Source organism: Candidatus Kuenenbacteria bacterium HGW-Kuenenbacteria-1 (assembly GCA_002839745.1).
Taxonomy (GTDB): domain Bacteria; phylum Patescibacteriota; class Patescibacteriia; order UBA2591; family PGYQ01; genus PGYQ01.
This window is the reverse complement of record PGYQ01000001.1, coordinates 77,697-98,302: the sequence shown is the minus strand read 5'-3', so window position 1 is coordinate 98,302 and position 20,606 is coordinate 77,697. Positions and strand designations below refer to the sequence as shown.

Sequence of the window (20,606 nt, the reverse complement as noted above, 5' to 3'; positions counted from 1 at the left end):
AGAGGCTCCAACCTACCCAAAAAAATAAACTTTCCAACTTACCCAAAAAATAAATTAAGTAGATGCAAACCCTCACTCACATTATTTGTTTAACCATTACTAATTACTGATTTTTAATCCTGTCTCTTAATTTCTGCTCCCAACTTTTGTAATCGTTCATCAATTTTTTCATATCCTCGATTAATTTGATAAATATTATCAATTTCTGTTTCTCCTTCGGCAATAAGAGCAGCAATCATTATTGCCATACCCGCTCGAATATCTGGACTTTCTACTTTTTTGCCATATAATTTTGTTAAGCCATTAACAATCGCTCGATGTGGATCGCATAAAATAATATGCGCGCCCATTCTATTTAATTTATCAATATAAAATAATCTTCCTTCATAAATCGTTTCATGAATTAAACTAATTCCCTGAGCTTGAGTTAATAAAACAGTAAATGGCGCTTGTAAATCAGTAACAAATCCAGGATATTCATGAGTGACAATATTTGTCGCTTTTAAATTTTTAGAAGGAAATACGTGAATATAATCCTTTTTTGTTTCAAAATTTACACCAATTTTTTTTAACATTAAAAGAGGAATTTCTAAATGATTAGGATCACAATTTTTAATTAAAATATCACTTTTTGTTGCTGCAGCCATAATAGCAAAAGTGCCAGCTTCTATTCTGTCCGGAATGATATTAAAAACGTCTTTAGCTAATAATTTATTTACTCCTTCAATAATAATTGTGCTTGTCCCTGCCCCAGAAATTTTTGCTCCACAAGAATTAAGATAATTAGCCAAAGCTGAAATTTCTGGTTCACAAGCAGAATTAACCAAAGTTGTTTTACCTTTAGCCAACGTTGCCGCCATCATTAATGTTTCCGTTGCCGTAACACTAATAATTGGAAAAATAAATTTAGCGCCTTTTAATTTTTTTACTTTAAAATAAAAACCATTTTTATTTTCTTCTATTTCAACTCCCAATGCTTTAAATCCATCAATAAAAATATCAATTGGTCTCATACCAATTATACATCCACCTGGATATGGAAGTTTTGCTTCACCAAATCTTGCCAACATTGGACCAATTAAAACAATAGAGGCTCGTAATTTAGGAGCTAAACTAGAACTCAATTCTATTTTGTTAATATTTTTTGTAGAAATTTTATATTTATAATCATTAATTTTTTTCACTTTGGCTCCTAAATCTTTTATTATTTCTAACATTTGTTTTATATCTTCAATATCCGGAACATTATTAATAATAATATCTTGTTTAAATAAAAAAGAAGCGGCTAATGCTTTTAAAGCTAAATTTTTAGCTCCATTAACCTTGATTTCTCCATTTAATTTTCTTTTACCTTGAATAATATATTTCATATATAAAATATTAACATAAAATTTAAATCATTACCAATGGCACATATAAAAAGAAAATTAAAAATAAACTATGGGTTTTTAACGCCCATAGTTTATCCCATAGTTTTTTAAATTATTATTTGAAAAAAAATTAAGTCTATATTAAACTGATAATATGGAAAAAGGCTTTTGGGAAAAATTAAAAAAACCTTTCTTTATTTTAGCGCCAATGCACGAGGTGACTGATATTGTTTTTCGACAAATGTTTGTAAAATACGGCAAACCAGATGTTTTTTTTACTGAATTTGTTTCTGTAGACGGACTTTGTTCGCAAGCAAAAGAAAAATTATTGCCTTATTTTGCTTTTGAAAAAAATGAAAAACCAATTGTAGCTCAAATTTTTGGCGCTAAACCAGATAATTTTTTTAAAGTGGCAAAATTAATTAAAACATTAGGTTTTGACGGCATTGATATTAATATGGGTTGTCCTGATAAAAAAATAGAAAAACAAGGAGCTGGCGCATCTTTAATTAAAAACCCAAAACTAGCGCGAGAAATTATTCAAGCAACAAAAAAAGGTGCTGGAAAATTACCTGTGTCAATAAAAACAAGGATTGGTTATGATAAAAACATTTTGACAAGTTGGTTACCAGAACTTTTAGCCGAAGCTCCAGTAGCAATTACCATTCACGCTCGAACAAGAAAAGAAATGTTTTCCTTTCCTTCGCATTGGGAAATGATCAAAGAGGCAGTAAAAATTGCCAAAAAAAGTGAAACCTTAATTATTGGCAATGGTGATATTAAAAATCTTAAAGAAGCTAAAATAAAAGCAAAAGAAACAGGAGCAGATGGGATTATGATTGGCCGAGCAGCCATTGGAAATCCTTGGATATTTAATTCTAAAAAAGATAAACAATTAATTTCACCTTTAGAAAAAATAATAATTACCCAAGAACATGCTTTTTTATTTTATAAAAATTATCAAGAATCGAAAAATTTTGCTGTTTTAAAAAAACATTTTAATACTTATATCACTGGTTTTCCTCTTGCTAAAAAAATTCGAATACAATTAATGGAAACTAAAAATTTAAAAGAAGCCCAAAAAATCCTTGCTCAATATAAAAAAGAATTTTAAATTTTTCCTAAATCAAGGTTTTCATCTATTTTTATTTTTTCTGCAAATTCAGGCATATGACTAATTAAAATCATTGCTCCTTTATATTCATTAAGGGCTTTGGCAATTACTGGAATATGTCTAAAATTAATATGGTTCGTTGGCTCATCTAAAATCAAAAGTCCCGGACACATTAATACTAGCCGAGCAAAAGACAATAACCCTTTTTGCCCCTCAGATAAATGAGATACTTTATGTCCCATTAAATCGCCAGTAATTAAAAAACCAGCAGCAATTGATCTCATTTCTTGTTCGTCTGTGCCTGTTTTTAAAATACTTTCTAATGAATCAAAAACAGTGTCATTAAAATTCAAATTAGTAAAATCTTGACTATAATATCCCACACAAACTCCATCTAATATATTAGCTCCCTCGTTTTCATTATTTATCAGCGATCGCAAAAAAGTAGTTTTACCAATTCCATTTGGACCAGAAATTAACATACGCATACCTTTTGTTAATACCTTGTCTATTTTTTTAATTATTGGTTGATGATCCTTAATAATTTTTACCGATTTTATTGTAACAATATTTCCAAAAATATCCTGACAAGGAATTATAAAATTTCTTATTGTTTTATCTTCTCTTCTTACGTCCACTTTATTTTCTTCCATCTCTTCTGTTTCATTTCGTAATTTTTGTGCTAATTTTCGCATTTTTCCACCTTTATTAGCAAAAAAATTAACCTTTTCTTTTCGATCTTGAATTTGTTTTTCTAATTGAGCATTTTTCTTTATTTCTCTTTCTATTCTTTTTTCTATTTCTTCTACCACAGAATAATAATCTCCAACATATGTTTCAAGTTTTTTAGTAAATATATCCAAATAAATAACGCCCTCAGTAAAACAATTTAAAAAATCAGCATCATGAGAAATAACAATAACAGTTTTTTCATACATTATTAAAAATGTAATTAAATGATCAATTCCTGTTTGATCAAGATTATTTGTTGGTTCATCTAATAATAGAATATCTGGGTTTTTAATTAAGGCATAGGCCAATAACAATCGAGCTTTTTGTCCTCCAGAAAGAAAACCCACTTTTTTATCTATAGAAATAACTAAATTTACTACTTCCATTACCTTGCTTATTTTACTTTTAAGATCAGCTGGCACTATTTCAAAAGCTTTAGCAAAATATTCTTCTATTGTTAAATCAAAATCTTCTCTATTAATTACTTGCATGGCCGTACCAATTGTCGCATTATTAGTAATTGATATTTTTCCTGTTTTTGGACTAAGTTCATTTTTTATTAAACCAAAAAGAGTACTTTTGCCAGCGCCATTTTGTCCCATTAAGGTAATTTTTGAACCTTTACGAATACTAAAACTAGCCTCTTCTAAAAGAGGTTTTTTATATAAATATTCAAATGATACATTATCAAATCTCAAAATTACTTCTTCTGCCATAGTTTTATTATTCTTTTTCTTTTATTAAAATAAATAAACGACCACCCTGTCTTGCTGTTGGTTGTTCAATAACAACTTTTTCTCCTAATTGTTCAATAAATTTCTGAATAATTTGCATTGCTAAATCTGCATGTTGTCTTTCTCTTCCTTTTAAATTCATTTCTATTTTTACCTTATGTTTTTTTTCAAAAAATTTTTGAACTTGTTTTAATTTTATATCTAAATCATGTTGACTGATTCGTAAACTTAATCTTATTCCTTTTGTTTCTATGGTTTTTAATTTAGCCTTTTCTTTTCGTCTTTTTTTTTGTTCTTCGTACTGAAGTTGTCCAAAATTTAAAAACTTTGCCACTGGAGGATTTTCTTTTGGAGAAATTTCTACCAAATCATATCCCCTTTCTTTGGCCATTTCAAGAGCTTCTTTAGTAGGAAAAATTCCAATGAATTCACCTTGTTCATCAACTAATTTAACCTCTAAAGCAAATATTTTTTCATTTTTATAATAAAATTTTTTTTGTTTTTTATAAGCAGCAAATTTATTGCGATAAGTTCTCATGAAATAAAAAATTAAAATTAAAATTAATATTTTGAAAGGATTTTTAAAATCTTTTCTGATAGCTGGCTAAATTCTTTTTTAGATTGCTCAAGATTTTCTTTAGTCCTTTTTATATTTTCAAAACCATCAATAATTGGATCAAGATTAAATATAGCTTTATTTTTAATCCACGCTAATGGAGACAATTGTCCAAAATCTTTAATCAACGCCAATTCTGATTTCCAAGATTTTTCAACAAGTCCATTTCTACAATGTTTTTCTGATAAATATTTTTTAATATAACTAGGAATTTTAGCAATCCATTCTTCATTATTTTTAATTGGCTTTTTTGAATATTGATTATATGAATTTATTACATAACCTATAAACAGTCCTTCACCATCTAAAACTTTATTATGAGCGATCCCCTTATCTTTTGCTAAAACTCTTGCAGTTTTTTTCCAATTATCTTTCCATTCCTCAAAAGTATTTCCTAAATTCTCAATACCTTGAACAGAAAAAGCATCAGGCATTAAAGGCGCGATAAAATAATCAGATCCTAAAAATATAATTCTATTTTCAGAAAATTTAACAGCAGTATTAAAAGCCAATGTAGTTTTACCAACTCCTCCTTTATTATTTACAAAAATAAGTTTTTTTGAACGAATAAATTTCATTTGTTTAAAATAATTTTTTCAAAGCTTTTTGAAATGCCGGAGACAATACTTTGTCTTTGCGTTTATTTCTAGTTGTATTGCCACTCTCTCTCGCATTAAAATGATCTTGCCCGCAAACGCGATGCAAAATTTTTCCAGTTTTAGTTTTACTAAAACGTTTTGTAATTGATTTATGAGATTTTATCATAAAAATTTAGAGTAACTCGTAACTAATATATAGTTACGAAAAATAAAAATTAAATCTTATTTTAATAATACCAAATTTATAGAAAATTGTAAAATAATAAATAATAATAAGTAAAAATTTTCTATTTTTTTTCCGCCCACCAGGACTCGAACCTGGAACCAATAGCTTAAGAGGCTACTGCTCTACCATTGAGCTATAGGCGGAAAAAAAATAGAATTTAATTCTATATTATTTTTTATTTTGAATCAATATAATACAATAAAGAACATAAACCAGCAATAAAAAAACAAACAACCCAAACCCAAAATCCCGCACCCCAAATAAAAAATAATAAAAAGACAATAAAAGTGATGAATGTTTTCCCAATAATTAATGCTTGTTCAAAAAATATAGAATATTTTAATGTTCCATATTTATTGGCTTTTTTATAAGTATGTGCCATTAAAGGAATATGAATGCCAGCATTAGTGATTTTACTAAAGAGTTCTATTAAAAAAAATCCTACTGGCGTACTAATAAATCCTCGAATGAGCCATAAAATAAAATATAAAATTAAATTTTTTCTTAATATTTTTTTTCCATTACCATTATCAAAAGAATAACCAATATAAGATGTAGCAAAAACACTAATTAAAAGAGATAAAGTCATTAAACCACCAATAACTGAATAATTTTTGATAATTAAAAAAATAAAAATAGGCCAAATAATTAAATAAATCATTTCTTCGCCTAGTCCCATAAATTTCCACATTGCCTTTCTGTTTCCTAAAGCAAATAAACGTTCGAAGCATTTTTTATATGAAAAGATTTCTTTAGAAATAAATTTTTCTTTTGTTGTAAAAAGAGGAATAACTGAAACAAGAAGAATGCAAGCAACAATAATAAATAAAATATTAAATCCAAAAGAAGTAATAATCAATCCTCCCAAAATAGGGCCAATCGCTCCAAATAATAAATCAATTACATTTAATGCGCTTACCTCTTTTCCTCTTTCTTTTTCAATGCCATATTTAGCTAAGTTAGCATGATAACTAGGCCAATATAATGTTTTATAAATAATTAAAAAAATAGGGGCAATTAGAATAAAAAAAGAATAAATCGAAATTAAATAAAGAGTTAAAAAATATAGGATACAAAACGGAACAGAAAAAAAGATTGAATGTTCAAACCCAAAACGATTAATAATTTTGCCTCCCAAAGGCACAATAAAAAAGTATAAAATATAGGTTGCTAAATAAAAAAGCAAAATTTGTGGAATCGTAAAACCTAATTTATAAAAATAAAGTGGTTCAAAAATAGAAATCATTGAAAGAGCGAAACTTTTTATGGCAACAGTAATGTATAATTCAGCCACTTCTCTTTTTAAGAGACGCGGGAGTAATTTTGAAATATTAAAATAAAACATATATTTTATATAAATAAAAAATCTTTTAATTCTTCTTTAACAACTCTCCTATCATCCCATGGGATTTTTTCTCCTGATGCTACACAAATTGCTTGTTCGCAACCTTTGCCTGTGATTAAAACTAAATCCCCTTCTTTAGCTAGAGATAATGCTTTATGAATTGCATCTCTTCTGTCTAAAATTTTAAATAAATTTTTTTCTAAAATTTTACCGGAACTTATAGCGCCCAATGAAACCTGATTAATTATATTTTGAGGATCTTCATCATAAGGATCTTCATTAGTAATAATTACTATATCCGCTTTAGCTCCAGCAATTTTTCCTTTTTCACTTCTATAAGACGTATCTCTCCCACCGCCACAAGAACCCAAAAGATGAATAATCTTTTGATGTGGCAAAACTTCAATGGTTTCATAAAGTTTTGTCATTGCTCCAGGCTCAAAAGAATAATCAACTATTATAGTAAAAGGTTGCGCTTCTTTAATTAATTCCAATCTCCCAGGCACTTGCTGAATTTTACTTAAACTATCAGCAATTTTTGCCAAATCAATCCCTTGAGATAAACCAAGACAAACTGCATTCATAGCATTGGAAACATTAAATTCACCTAATATGTTTAATTTTATTTCAAGATTATTAACAATAAAATTAATGCCATGTATATCTGATTTTATTTTTCCATATTTAATTATATTATATTTATTTTGATAATTTTCATTATCAATTTTATATCCCATTTTTTCTTCAGCCCAAAAATTAAAAAAATAATCAGCTTCTTTATCATCAGTATTAATAATAATAATTTTTTTAATTTTATTTAAAATAATTTTTTTAATACCGCTATCAGCTAATTTTACAACTTTTTTATCATCAACATATTTTGTATGACATTTTTTCAAATAAGCAAATAGTTTGCCTTTAGCTTTACGATAATTTTCAAAACTACCATGAGATTCTATATGCTCTGGATAAAGACCTGTAAAAATTAAAATATCATAATTAATAAAACGATGACGAAATTGCTCAATACCTTCTGATGTTGTTTCAACAATAGCATAATGACATTTATTTTTTACCATTTCAAATAACATTTTTTGAATAAAAAAACGACCAGGCATAGTCATTTTTTTATCGTTTAACCATTCTTTTTTACCATCGCTGAACATGGCCGTAGAAATATATCCAACTTTATAACCTATATCACTCAACATCTTTGCCATTAAAAAAACGCTCGTGGTTTTACCTGTTGTTCCGGTAATACCAATAACAATTAATTTATCAGATGGAAAGCGATACCAGATTGCCGATGCAATGCTAAATAAAAAATGATAAAAAGGCCGTAAAGTTTTAAAGATTTTTAATGGAATATATTTTTTAATTTTATATAACAATTTATCCATAGTTACTAATTTTTTTTATACTATTTTTTAATAGTTTTCTTTTTTATTTCTTTTTTAGGTAAAGAGGCTACGATATTTTTTACAATTTCTACTTTTTTATTTAGTTTTTCTTTAGAAAAATTTTCTATTAAACTAATAAGTTTTTCTAACTTTGAATTTACTAATTCTAATTGTTTTTTTATATCATCTTCTTTTTCATTATTTAAAAAAATAGGTCTTGGAGTTTGTGGTCTGTCATTAAAATCTCTTTTAGGTGCTCTATCTTGATTCACCCTGCCACGTATATTGAAACAATCATTACAATATACAGGTTTTCCTGCTGTAGGACGAAAAGGAACTTCGCAAGGTTTTTTGCATTCATCACAAATTGCTCTAAACATAGTGATTGGACCTCTATCTCCTTTTCCTAAATCTCTTCCGCTAAAACGACTTCCAGCTCTTCGATTGCCTCTGTCAAAACTTCCTACACCTCGATTAAAATTTCCCATATTTTTTTCTCTCATCAAATTATTTTTTATTTAATGAGTAATTAATAAATAAATTATTTTTTATAAATAAATATTGATATAGCAGAAACAACTTTTTCCCATTCATAATCAAGCTGAATAACATGCCCTGAATTTTTCAAAATAATCAATTACTTTTTTGTGGATGAAATTTCTTGATAAAATTCTTCAGCTATTTTAGTATCTATTACTTTATCATCTTCTGATAATATTACAAGTATTGGAAGTTTAATTTCTTTATACTTTCCCTTAAAACTATTGGACAATGATGGTTTAATGGTCAAAACCAGTTATTTTTTTATATTTAGTCGAATTTCTAAAAAGTTCCATATATAATTTTTCAAATTCTGAAAGCCCTTTAATCTTTTTAATAAACTTTTTTTTAGTGGCAGAAACATACTGTCTAGAACAATTATATTTTTCCCCAATTTCTTCTTCTGTTTCTAATTTTACATTGTTTAAACCAAATAAATCTCCTAAAATATCTTTTTTTTTCTGTGAAATTTGTGATTGAAAAATTCTTTCTTTAATATAGCTCATAAACCTTTCAGACACTATTTCTTGCTTAATGACTGGCTCTTCATTAGAAATAAAATCCCCTAAAACTGTATCGCCATCATTGTTAGCTGGTGTTTCTAATGAAACTACTTTTTGAAATGCCTGCATTATGCTTCGTATTGTTTCATGATCAACTCCCATTTTCTTGGCAATTTCTTCTAAAGATGGCTCTCTTTGCAATTCTTGAATTAAAGTATTTTTAGCTTGTTCAAATCTCCCAATTTTTTGTATTATACCTTCAGGAAGATGAATAATTCTTGATTGCTCAGCTATAGCTCTAACCACTTCCTGTTTAATCCAAAAAATAGCGTAAGTGGAAAATTTATAACCTTTTCGATAATCAAATTTTTCTACTGCTTCCAATAAACCAATATTTCCTTCTTGAATTAAATCAGATACTTCAAGTCCTTGATCCCTATACTTATTAACAAAAAAAATTACCAATTTTCTATTAGCCAAAATAATCGTATCTTTAATTTTTTTAATTTCCTTTTCATTTCTTTCTTCTTTTGCATTTTCTAATTCTAAAGCTTGAAATAATTCTTCATTTTTTTGAAACAATTCAAACTCCTTCCCTTTTTCTAAAAAAGATCCTTCCTCAATTTCTTCTTCTAATAAAAGATTTTCATCTTTTGGTTTGTCATTAAAATAAAATTCATTTTCTCTCATATTTTTTGTAATTATTTTAAATATTTTCTGTGTTTTAATTTCTTAGGCAAGTATTCCTGCGATTCTTGATAATAAAAATCCGGGCTATATTTATAATCCTTGCCATAATTTAAATCTTTCATTAATTTTGTCGGCGCATTGCGAAGATGTAAAGGCACAGGTAAATTACCATACCGTTCAACATCTTTTTTTGCTTTTTCATAAGCACAATATAAATCATTTGATTTTTTACATTTTGCTAAATAAACAACAGCTTGTGCTAAAATAACATTACATTCAGGCATACCAATAAAATGGCAAGCATTATATACGGACACAGTTTGCTCTAAAGCGCGAGAATTTGCCAAACCAATATCTTCGCTGGCAAAACGAACTAATCTGCGAGCAATATACAAAGGATCCTCTCCTGCTTCTAACATTCGCGCCAACCAATACAATGAGGCATCAGCGTCAGAACCGCGCATTGATTTATGCAAAGCGGAAATAATATTATAATGTTCATCGCCATCTTTATCATAAAGCAAATACGATTTTTGAAACGCTTCTTTTATAATTTTAAAAGTAATATTGTTTGACAAACTAGACGCGTATTCCAAAACATTCAAGGCAACTCGCGCATCGCCATTTGACATCTGGCTAATTTTTTTCAAAATATTTTTTTCTATTTTTAAATTTAAATCACCCAATCCTTTTTCTTTATCTTTTATCGCCTTGTTTAAAATTTCAATTAAATGTTCTTCGCTTAATTGTTTTAAAACAAAAACCCGACATCTAGAAAGCAGGGCCGAGCGAACTTCAAAACTGGGATTTTCAGTTGTCGCGCCAATTAAAGCAATTAGTCCTTTTTCAACATAAGGCAAAAGTCCATCTTGTTGAGTTTTATTCCATCGATGAATTTCGTCAATAAACAAAATCGTTCTTTTATTTTGCAATTTATTTTCTTGCGCTTTTTTGATAATCTCTCTTAAATCTTTTACCCCGGACGAAACCGCGCTAATTTGAATAAAATCTGATTTTGTTTGTTTGGCAATAATATTTGCTAATGTTGTTTTGCCGCTTCCCGGTGGTCCCCAAAAAATCATTGAAGGCGTTTTGTCTTCTTTTATGGCTTGATTTAACATTTTGTCCGAACCTAAAATATCATCCTGTCCTAAAAAATCCTCTAATATTTCCGGCCTCATTCGATCGGCCAATGGCGATAATTGATTTTCTTGCATAAATTTTTATTAAAATCCTTGAAACTATATATTTTATAATATTTCAAAGTATACTACATTTAATAATTAAATTCTATTTTATTACTTTTAATTTGCTCAATAATTTTTTCGTCAATGTTTGACCAATTAATAAAATTTTCTAAAAATTTATTTTTTTCTTTGTTGTCCATTAATTTTACTTGACTGGCTATTGATTTAAAAGGAAATAAATAAAATTCAAGCTTATTTTGTTCTTTTGATTGAATTACATTTACACCAACCGCCAATCCTTCTTGCGTGTCTTTTGAAAAATATTGATCAAAAATAAAATTACCCAAAGAATAAAAAATTGGTTTATTACGATAAATTTCCATTCCTTGAACAACATGCGGATGATGACCAATAACAATATCAGCTCCAGCGTCAATTAATTGATAAGCTATTTCTTGCTGGGTTTTACTGAATTTATGACTATATTCTGTTCCCCAATGAATATTAACAATTATTAAATCAGTTTTATTTTTTATTTTTTTAAAAATATCATCAAGCTTTTTCTTGTCTAATTCGCTATAAACCATACTTAATCCAATTAAACCAATTTTACGATTGTCTATTTCAATAATTTTGCTTGCGCATTTTTCATCAATCATTCCATCGCGACAACCAGAATAATTTAATTTTAATTTGTCTAAATTTTGCGTAGTTTCTGTTATTCCTTTTTCACCTTGATCTGAAAAATGATTATTCGCCAAATTAAAAAAATTAAAATGATATTTTTTTAATGCTTTTATAATCTCGGGATTAAAAGCAAAATCATAAGCCATTTTTGGATTGTAATGAGCGCCATTATTTGTCGTCGCGCCTTCTAAATTAGCGCTAATTATATCAATGCCTTGAAAAAATCTATTCTCTTCACCAGCCAATTTAGAAAAAAAATAATCTAACCCATGTTGTTTTATTTTTTGACCAACATTGCGATCAAGCATTAAATCGCCAAAAAAAAGAAAGTTAATTAAACTTTCTTTTTTTACTTCGTGTTTTTTAAAATAAAAAAAATTATGGCTGGTTGTTGGTTCGTCTGTTTTTTGTATTAAAGTTCCTGAATTGGTTGAAAAAATTAATTCGCTATTTTTCGCTTTTATTTTTTCTAAATATTTTAACAAAACATAAATAGAAGAGGGAGAATCTATTTCTAAATTATAAATTTTATCAAAATCAAAATTACTGATTACTGAGTTGCTTTTTTGGTCATGAAAATTGGCGACTGCTGTTGGCTGATAGTGCGAAAAATCAACGCTACTCAAAACTAAAATTTTTTCTGGATCAACATTTTCATAAATTGCTTTGGCTAATTGCGTACTTTTTTCTGAAGAAGTTTTATTTTTTAAAATGATTGGAACGATTTGAGAATCAGGAAAACTTTTTTTAATAAAACCAACCAACCCAGAGATTGAATGTTCGGCAATAAACGGTTCTTCTTCAATATTGATGCCAGCTATTTGTTTTAATTTTTCAATTAAATTAAGATCCGGTTCAATTATTCCATAAGGAGTTTTCCATTGAGCTTGAGATAAAATAATATCAGACTTGCCTTGTCTAAAATGATTGGGTCCGATTAAAATAATTGTTTCATAATTATTTTGTTTAATGCCTTCAAAAAACGCGGCGATTTTATCTTTGACAATTAAATGATGAGGAATTATTCCGCCATAAATTTTAGAATCAGCTGATTTTATTTGTCCAATTGCTTGTTCATACGCCTCATCAAAAAATTCTTTTTTTGAAAAATAAGAATAATGAGTTGGCATATTGCTTGGAGCGATATTATTTTTTTGCGCAGTTGATAGATGTAAACCCTTGCTCGCATCTTTAAAACTAGATTGATAACAAAAAATTAATCCTGCTTGAATTATTATTAGCAGGATTAATATTGAGAAAAGCATTGTGGTTTTTATTCTTTGCATTTAGTTATTTTTTCTGTTAGATAATTTTTTATTTCTTCTAACAGGCAATTTAAAATTTTTGCCAGTTACTATACTTTTTTTCGTTTTTTGTTCTAATTCTAATCTAGCGTTTTTAGCAATTCTTCCGCCTTTTTTAGCTGGAATCTTGTTTTCTTCCAAACCTTTTGTTTCCATAGTTTCAGCGATTTGACGAGTGGAAAGTTCCGCTAATGCTGTAAAAACTAATTCAGCGTCAGACATATGATCGCGTAAATTTTCTGTTTTTAACTTTTTCAAATTTTTATGCTCCTTAACAGATAAATCGCTCCATTCTTGATGGATAATGTTTGTCAAAATAGCGTATTCATCCTGCTCCTTAACTTCATTATTTTTCCAATAATCTGTTAGTTTATTTCTAATTTCCTGCCCCATCATTCTTTGTTGTATCCATTTTTGACTTCTGCCCATTTTTTGCCAATAATCTCTTGATCTATTTAAAGCTTTTTCCGGATCAGATATTTCTTGAATTCTTTCATAACCAACTTTTGCCAGCCATAATTTAATTGGCTCTGCTTTTGGACTTGGAACTGACTGAATTAATCTCAATAACATTTCCACATCTGCAACATCAGTAAAACGCATTTTCCCATCTGTCGCCACCATTTTCAAACCGTTACATTTTGTAACGGTTTTATTTGAACCTTCATCAATAAGACGTTTTTTTAATACACGCCAATAAACTTGTGGATTATCGCTATTTGTCAAAATAGCAATGATATCAACAATGGCAAAATACCATTTTTCTTGTTTCTCGTCCCAATGGCGACGAATCTCTTTATTTTGAAAAACAATAAGTTGATTATTTTTCATATTTTAAATTTTTTAAAAAATCTATTTATTTTAATAATCATCAGATTTATTTAAAATAATAACAATATAAAATTTAATTACTTTCTTAACGCGCCACCCCATTCAACAACAGTAAAACCATTTCTTTTTGGAATTGAAATTTCTTGCTCTTCAATTGGAACTGGTTTATCTAAACCTTGATAATCCATAAATACTTTAATAACAGTGTCTGGCTGAGGCAAAACATTTAACGGCGCGATTAAATTAAACTCTTTTTGCGAAACAAAAGTTATAAAATAATAATTATCTTTTTGCATCTTAGGCAACCAAAAATCAATAAATTCATCAATTTCTGTTTGAATTAAACCAATTAGCTACATTCAACAGCTGGAAGATATTTAGCGTTTTTAAATTCAATAAATTCTCCAAATGGATCTTGCCAATAAATAAGCGGGTGTTCTTTGACAAATTCTTCAAAACTTATTTTTGTTTTTTCTTGTTTTTTTACTTCATCATATCCCGGATAGTAATTATTATAGATTTCTTTTAAAATACTATTTTCAGCATTTTTGATAGTAAAATTTTTATCTTTTAATTCATAAATAGCATTGTTATTTGCCGTTTGTCCAACTTTTTCTAATTGAGAAATATCAGTAATATAATCGGCGTAATTATAACAACCAAAAGAGCCACACATACCAGTTTTTTGAAAAGTATATTCATTACTATTTTTACTGTCATCCAACCAAATAAAATCCAACATATTAGGAATTATACCTCCGTAGGCAAACATACTTTTATTATTAGATCCTTCGCTATTTCCTGCTAAACCAATAAAATCTAAATCCAAATAATATTCTTTGGCTGTTCCATCCGGCGCTTTAATAAAAAAACAATTGCTTTCTTTGTCTTTATAAACAAATTCATTTTTACTATATTCAAAAAGTTTTTTTGGTTCTTGATAATCATTAATTAATAAAAATGGTTCTTTTAAATTTTTTATTAATTTAATTTTGGAATTTAGTATTGAAATATTGACTGGCAATTTTTCTAAATCAGAAATTACAGTTTTATCATCTATAATACATAATTCTTTTAGAATATCTAAAGGTTCTTGTGAATATTTAGAAAGTAGAACAAGACGATCATCCTTTGTTTTAATTACACGAAACATTTGTTCTTTATACATCCCTTCTTGTCCTGATATACATTTTAAAATAAACAATTCTCCACCTAAATAATCACCTTGCGCTATTACGCCAACTTTATAAATTTTAACGCTATCTTCAAAAACGTCCTTATCAATTTGACTACCTATGTTCTCTTTTTTGCTATTAAAATTCTTTACTACTTCCTCGATTTGCGCATAAGGAAATAATTGCCCAAAAATTGTTGTAATTGGCCACTCATTCCAAGCAACCACAATATTTTTTTCTGATGTACTGGTTGATAATTTTTTATCAGCCAATATCTCATTCTCATTGCTAATATTATTTTCTGGAATAATATTAACTTCTTGTTTTTTATTATCAATTTTATTATTTTGTTTTAAATACAAAAAATAAACAGTACCAATGTTTATAATTACCAAAACAATAATCGCGATAATTAAAATTAAATTAATTTTTTTAGTCATATTATTTTTTATTAAAAATAAAATTCATTTTATTATTTATAATAATATATAAAATTATCCTTTTGTCCATTTTTATTTATAAATATCGGAGGAGAGATTCGAACTCTCACAGGTTTCCCTACTAGGCCCTAAACCTAGCGCGTCTACCAATTTCGCCACTCCGACAAAATTAAAATAATTTTAAATTTTAAATTTTATTTGATGCTTCGCAAATTTCTTTAAAATCACAAAATTTACATTTAAATTGATTAGGAGTTGGAGCAAAATCACTTTTTTTAATTTCCTCAATTATTTTAATAATTTTTTCTTTCAAAAAATTTAATTCTTTTTCTTTCCCAAAAAAAGAAATTTTTTTATTCTCATTTAAATAATGAAAAGTTAATTTTAATGATTTTCCTTTAAAAATTTCTTGTGCGGCCATTTGATAAATTAAAAGTTGTTCCTTATCTTCTATGGTTATTTTTTTTTCATCCTTAACCTTCCCTGTTTTATAATCAATAATTTCAATTCCATTCTCTGTTTCATCTACCCTATCCATTACTCCTTTAATAATAAAATCATTTAATTTAAAATTAAATCCCAATTCTAAATATTTAACTTTTGGTGGATTATTTTTAATTGAATTAAAAAATTCTTTTAAAATTTCTTCTCCTATTTTTTTATATTCTTCTTGATGTTTTTTATTTTCATACCAATCATTAATCCAACTTTCTTTATAAATTTGTAATAATTGATCTGAAGAAAAAAATAAATCCATTTGTTCTACATTTAAAGGAGTAATTATTCTTTGAAAAAATTTATATAAAGTACTATGCATTGTTTTTCCAAAACTAAAAGTAAATCGTCCTTTAATCGGAATACGTAAAATATGAGCAAATTTATATTGCAAAGGACAAGTTTCAAAAGCCCTAAATTGAGTAAAACTAAATTTTTTTGGAAAAAAATATTTTATATCTTTTTCAATTTCATCAGAATTTATAGCAAATTTTTTAGAATATTTTTTTATAAATTTATCTACTATTAATTGATTATCTATTTTTTCAACAGAATTTTTATTTTTTAAAATTGATTGAATTTTGATTTCATCTAAAAATCTTGATAATTTTTTACTTCTTTGCCCGCCATAATCTTCAGCAGAAGTAAAAAAAAGTCCCATTTTGGCACGAGTCATTGCCACATAAAATAAACGCCTTTCTTCTTCCAAATGAATATCCCCTTTTGGAATAATTTCTTTGATTAAAGCATTAGACAATTCAATACTTTCTTTTTTTTCAATTGTAGGAAAACGACGATCAACTAAATTAACAATAAAAACATATTTAAATTCCAAGCCTTTTGCTCCATGAATAGTCATTACTTTTACTGCTTCTGGTCCCTCTTTTAAATCATCTTTTAAAGCGCCTTCATCACCTGCTTCTAAAATTAATTCTAATTCTTCTTTAAAATTTTTTATTGATTTATCAATATTATTTCTTTCAAATTCTTCAATTTTTTTAAAAAACTGATTTAAAAAATTAATTGAATCTTCATTTTTTTTACATTCGGATTGTATTAATAATTTAAGATAGCCAGTGTCTTCTAAAAAAGCAAAAACCACTTTACTGACACTTTTTTCTCGAGCTAATTGACTATGTTTTTGAATAAATCCTAAAAGTTTATTTGTCTGCTCTATTGTTTCTTTAGAAAATCCACCCAAAATTACAGCTTTATTTAAAGTTTCAAAAAGAGACCAATTTTTTCTTCGAGCCCAATAATTTAAATTTATTAAATCTTTAGTTTCTATTTTAAAAAGCGGGCAATTTAAAATTCGATAAAGTGCTGGACTTTCATGATAATCATCTAATAATTTTAAATAAGCCCAAATATCTAAAATTATTGGTTTATTATAAAGTCCTTGTTTAGCAACAAATTGATAAGGAATTCCTGCTTGTTCTAATGCCTGACAAAATGGTTCGGCTTGAGAATTAGCCCTAACTAAAATAGCAAAATCATTCCAACTGCAATTAGTTGATAGACAATTAGAAACTGGAGATTGGACATTTGATTGTAATTCTATAATTTTTTCTATTACTTTTTGAACCTCTTGTTCTTGTGTTTTAAAATGCAAATGTTCAATTATTCCCTGCCCTATTTGTTGAGAGATAAGTTTTTTGCTTAATTTTGACATATTTATTTAACTATTTTTTTTACTATTTCAATCAATTCCTCGTCTGAATAATATTCAATAATAATTTGTCCACCCTTTTCTTGAGGTAAAATTTTAACTTTTGTTCCTAAGGTTTCTCTTAAATTTTCTTCTTTTTCTTTTAAATTAGGGTCTAATAAAATATTTTTTTTAATTTGCTTGCTTTTCTTTTTTATATTTTCTACTGCTCTCACACTTAATTCGTTTAAAAGAATTTTTTCAAAAAGTTTTAATTGCTCATTGGGATTATTTAAACCTAAAATTATTTTTGCATGCCCTAAACTAATTTTACCTAAAATCAAAGCCTCATGAATTTTTTTTGGCAAAATCAAAACTCTTAAAATATTAGCGATCGTCGCTCGATTCTTGCCCACTTTTTTTGCAACTTCTTCTTGTGTTAAATGAAATTCATCTATTAATCTTTGATAGGCTCGCGCTTCTTCAACAGGATTTAAATTTTGTCTTTGGATATTTTCTACCAAAGCCAATTGTAATTTTTTTGACGCATTTACTTTTTGAACTACTACTGGCACGGTTTTTAATCCAGCTATCTGAGATGCTCTTAATCTTCTTTCGCCAGCAATTAATTCAAAAAATCCCTGCTCTTTGTCTTTACTAACCACCAAGGGTTGTAAAATTCCATGCTCTAAAATAGAATCAACCAATTCTTCCATTGCCTCGGGATTAAAATTTTGTCTAGGTTGTTTGGAATTTTTTTTAATTTTTTCTATTAATATTTCAAAAACACCATTTTGATTTTTTTCTTTTTGATCAAAATTAAAATAATCAGAAGATTTTTTTTCTTTTTTAAAATTTTTTTGAGAAATATTTTGATTAGGAATTAAAGCTCCTAATCCACGTCCTAAATGTTTCATAATAAAAATAGCATTAGCTTTTAAAATATTAAAATGCATCTAAAATTTCCATGGCCAATTTTTCATAAGCTTCAGCTCCTTTTGAAATTGGATCAAACTGTAAAATTGTCTGTCCAAAACTAGGAGCTTCAGCTAATCTTACTGATCGAGGAATAATTGATTGAAAAATTTTATAAGGAAAATGTTGATGAAGTTCCTGCAAAACAGCTTCAGATAATTTATTTCTTTTGTCATACATTGTAATCACTGCCCCTAAAATTTCTAACTCTGGTTTTAAATTTTTTTGAACAAGATTAATTGTTTTTAAAAGTTGTGCTAAACCTTCTAAGGCATAATATTCAGCTTGAACTGGAATTAAAATTTTATCTGTCGCCATTAAAGCATTGATTGTTAAAAGACAAAGAGATGGCGGGCAATCAATAATAATATAATCATAATTATTTTTAATTTCTAAAATAGCTTTTGCTAAACAAAATTCTCTGTCTTTTAAATTAATTAATTCTATTGTCGCGCCAGCTAAAGACTCATTGGATGGAGCAACATAATAATTAGAAAAAAAAGTTGGTTGAATTATTTCTTTAAATATTTTTTTTCCTATCAAAACTTCATAAACTCCTTTTTCTTTGTTTTTACATTCAATTCCTGTGCCCGAAGAGGCATTGCCTTGGGGATCAAAATCAATTAATAAAACAGATTTTCCTAATTTTGCTAAAAAAGCCCCTAAATTAACAGCAGTTGTTGTTTTTCCTACTCCACCTTTTTGATTAACAATTGAAATTATTTTACACATAAAATAAGTATACTAAATTTATATCTTTTTGACAATTTTAAAACTGACCCTTTTTAAGATCAGTTTTTATTTTAAATATTACCTTAATTAAATTATAAACTTTTAATTTTTATTTAATATTCCCACTTCTTTAACTTTAAAGCTTCTTTTGCCGCGCTTACTTGCGCTTCTTGTTTAGACTCTCCTTCTCCTTTAGCTATTAATTCTTCTTCTAAATAAACCCCTATTTGAAAATGTTTGGCGTGATCAGGCCCAGTTTCTTTTAAAACTTTATAAAAAGGAGTTACCTTTTCCTTTTCTTGCGCAATTTCTTGAAATTTACTTTTTGGATCAATGTAAGTTTTTTGAATTAAAATTTCAGGTAATTTTACTAAAAAATATTTTTCAATAAATTTCTTTGTTTTCTTGTAATCTTGATCTAAATAAATAGCTCCGATTAAAGCTTCTACTGCATTAGCTAAAATATAACGTCGCGCTTTTCCTTTTGAATTTTCTTGCGCTTCTCCTCTGCTTAAAAAAATATATTCATCTAAATCAAGTTCAAAGGCCAATTCAGAAAGCATTTGAGAATTTACTAAACTTGCTCTAAGATTAGTTAATTCTCCTTCTGGTTTATTTGGATACAAAATATATAAAAATTCTGTGACAACTAATTCTAAAACAGCGTCTCCTAAAAATTCTAAACGTTCATTATGTCCTAAAGAAAAATTTGGATTTTCATTTAAATAAGACCGATGAATTAAAGCTTGTTTTAATAAATCCTTATTTTTAAAAATTATATTTATTTTTTTTTCTAATTCAGATAAATTTTTTTTCATTTTTTATTTTCAAAATTATCCTTATAAAGAGCGCCTAAAACACCACTAACAAATTTTCCAGAAGAATCCCCGCCAAATGTTTTTGCTAATTCTATACTTTCATTAATAGCTACTTTGGGAGGAACTTCAGAAGAAAAAATAAGTTCATAAATTCCTATTCTTAAAACATTGCGATCAACAACGGTAATATTTTCGATTGGCCATTCGGGTGCATATTTTTGAATACATTGATTTATTTCTTTTATATTTTTAATAATTCCATTTATTATTTTTTCTATAAAATCTTGATTATTAATTTCTGAAGCAAAATTTTTTAAATTATTATTTAAAATAACTAGTATTTGTTCATTTTTCTCTTCATTAAAATCCCATTGATAAAGTGTTTGCAAAATAATAGACCGCGCTAAATGACGATTGGACATAAAATTTACAAATAAAATTAATT

At 27.2% G+C, this 20,606-nt stretch carries 20 protein-coding genes and 2 tRNA genes; 1 reads left to right on the top strand and 21 read right to left on the bottom strand.

Translation table 11 applies throughout. From position 1 onward, the window contains the following. Positions 1-113 precede the first annotated feature (113 nt). Positions 114-1,370, bottom strand: a complete 1,257-nt coding sequence (murA, locus tag CVV26_00485; protein ID PKL72728.1) for a UDP-N-acetylglucosamine 1-carboxyvinyltransferase — start codon at positions 1,368-1,370, stop codon at positions 114-116. Positions 1,371-1,524: 154 nt separating this feature from the next. Between murA and CVV26_00480 the strand changes: the two genes are divergently transcribed. Beyond that, the gene (locus tag CVV26_00480) at positions 1,525-2,484 is read left to right on the top strand and encodes a tRNA-dihydrouridine synthase (protein PKL72727.1); all 960 of its coding nucleotides are present in this window, start codon (positions 1,525-1,527) and stop codon (positions 2,482-2,484) included. On the opposite strand, the gene CVV26_00475 is transcribed toward CVV26_00480, so the two are convergent. The 20 genes from CVV26_00475 to nusB form a co-directional block, all read right to left on the bottom strand. Continuing rightward, positions 2,481-3,932: a hypothetical protein gene (locus tag CVV26_00475; protein PKL72726.1), complete on the bottom strand. Its 1,452-nt coding sequence runs from the start codon at positions 3,930-3,932 to the stop codon at positions 2,481-2,483. The genes CVV26_00480 and CVV26_00475 overlap by 4 nt on opposite strands. A gap of 7 nt (positions 3,933-3,939) precedes the next feature. Next, entirely contained in the window at positions 3,940-4,488 is a 549-nt protein-coding gene (gene infC / locus CVV26_00470; protein PKL72725.1) for a translation initiation factor IF-3, read from the bottom strand. A 23-nt stretch (positions 4,489-4,511) separates the two neighbouring features. Then, positions 4,512-5,144 carry a hypothetical protein gene (locus tag CVV26_00465; protein PKL72724.1) on the bottom strand — a complete coding sequence of 211 codons (633 nt, stop codon included), beginning with the start codon at positions 5,142-5,144 and terminating at the stop codon, positions 4,512-4,514. Between the two features lie 4 nt (positions 5,145-5,148). Then, positions 5,149-5,331: a 50S ribosomal protein L35 gene (locus CVV26_00460; protein PKL72723.1), complete on the bottom strand. Its 183-nt coding sequence runs from the start codon at positions 5,329-5,331 to the stop codon at positions 5,149-5,151. 131 nt (positions 5,332-5,462) lie between these two features. After that, positions 5,463-5,534, bottom strand: a tRNA-Lys gene (locus CVV26_00455). Between the two features lie 32 nt (positions 5,535-5,566). Beyond that, positions 5,567-6,736, bottom strand: a complete 1,170-nt coding sequence (locus CVV26_00450; protein ID PKL72722.1) for a hypothetical protein — start codon at positions 6,734-6,736, stop codon at positions 5,567-5,569. A gap of 5 nt (positions 6,737-6,741) precedes the next feature. Continuing rightward, on the bottom strand, positions 6,742-8,136 hold the full coding sequence (locus CVV26_00445) for a hypothetical protein (protein PKL72721.1): 1,395 nt from the start codon (positions 8,134-8,136) through the stop codon (positions 6,742-6,744). A 20-nt stretch (positions 8,137-8,156) separates the two neighbouring features. Next, the gene (locus CVV26_00440) at positions 8,157-8,624 is read right to left on the bottom strand and encodes a hypothetical protein (protein ID PKL72776.1); all 468 of its coding nucleotides are present in this window, start codon (positions 8,622-8,624) and stop codon (positions 8,157-8,159) included. Positions 8,625-8,915: 291 nt separating this feature from the next. After that, positions 8,916-9,869 carry a hypothetical protein gene (locus CVV26_00435; GenBank protein PKL72720.1) on the bottom strand — a complete coding sequence of 318 codons (954 nt, stop codon included), beginning with the start codon at positions 9,867-9,869 and terminating at the stop codon, positions 8,916-8,918. 11 nt (positions 9,870-9,880) lie between these two features. Further along, the gene (locus CVV26_00430; GenBank protein PKL72719.1) at positions 9,881-11,086 is read right to left on the bottom strand and encodes an AAA family ATPase; all 1,206 of its coding nucleotides are present in this window, start codon (positions 11,084-11,086) and stop codon (positions 9,881-9,883) included. Positions 11,087-11,145: 59 nt separating this feature from the next. Beyond that, complete coding sequence (amrB, locus tag CVV26_00425) at positions 11,146-13,029, bottom strand: AmmeMemoRadiSam system protein B (protein PKL72718.1); 1,884 nt, start codon at positions 13,027-13,029, stop codon at positions 11,146-11,148. Beyond that, positions 13,030-13,878: a hypothetical protein gene (locus CVV26_00420; GenBank protein ID PKL72717.1), complete on the bottom strand. Its 849-nt coding sequence runs from the start codon at positions 13,876-13,878 to the stop codon at positions 13,030-13,032. A gap of 77 nt (positions 13,879-13,955) precedes the next feature. After that, a complete protein-coding gene (locus tag CVV26_00415; protein PKL72716.1) occupies positions 13,956-14,174 on the bottom strand; it encodes a hypothetical protein in 219 nt (72 codons plus the stop codon). A 53-nt stretch (positions 14,175-14,227) separates the two neighbouring features. Beyond that, positions 14,228-15,493: a hypothetical protein gene (locus CVV26_00410; protein ID PKL72715.1), complete on the bottom strand. Its 1,266-nt coding sequence runs from the start codon at positions 15,491-15,493 to the stop codon at positions 14,228-14,230. Between the two features lie 83 nt (positions 15,494-15,576). Further along, a tRNA-Leu gene (locus CVV26_00405) sits at positions 15,577-15,658 on the bottom strand. A 22-nt stretch (positions 15,659-15,680) separates the two neighbouring features. After that, positions 15,681-17,660 carry a hypothetical protein gene (locus CVV26_00400; protein ID PKL72714.1) on the bottom strand — a complete coding sequence of 660 codons (1,980 nt, stop codon included), beginning with the start codon at positions 17,658-17,660 and terminating at the stop codon, positions 15,681-15,683. Positions 17,661-17,662: 2 nt separating this feature from the next. Beyond that, on the bottom strand, positions 17,663-18,592 hold the full coding sequence (locus CVV26_00395; protein ID PKL72713.1) for a chromosome partitioning protein ParB: 930 nt from the start codon (positions 18,590-18,592) through the stop codon (positions 17,663-17,665). Continuing rightward, positions 18,582-19,343, bottom strand: a complete 762-nt coding sequence (locus CVV26_00390; protein PKL72712.1) for a chromosome partitioning protein ParA — start codon at positions 19,341-19,343, stop codon at positions 18,582-18,584. Before CVV26_00390 ends, CVV26_00395 begins: the two co-directional genes overlap by 11 nt. A 113-nt stretch (positions 19,344-19,456) precedes the next feature. Continuing rightward, entirely contained in the window at positions 19,457-20,161 is a 705-nt protein-coding gene (gene rnc, locus CVV26_00385; protein ID PKL72711.1) for a ribonuclease III, read from the bottom strand. Continuing rightward, complete coding sequence (gene nusB, locus CVV26_00380) at positions 20,158-20,583, bottom strand: transcription antitermination factor NusB (GenBank protein ID PKL72710.1); 426 nt, start codon at positions 20,581-20,583, stop codon at positions 20,158-20,160. Before nusB ends, rnc begins: the two co-directional genes overlap by 4 nt. Between the last annotated feature and the right edge of the window lie 23 nt (positions 20,584-20,606).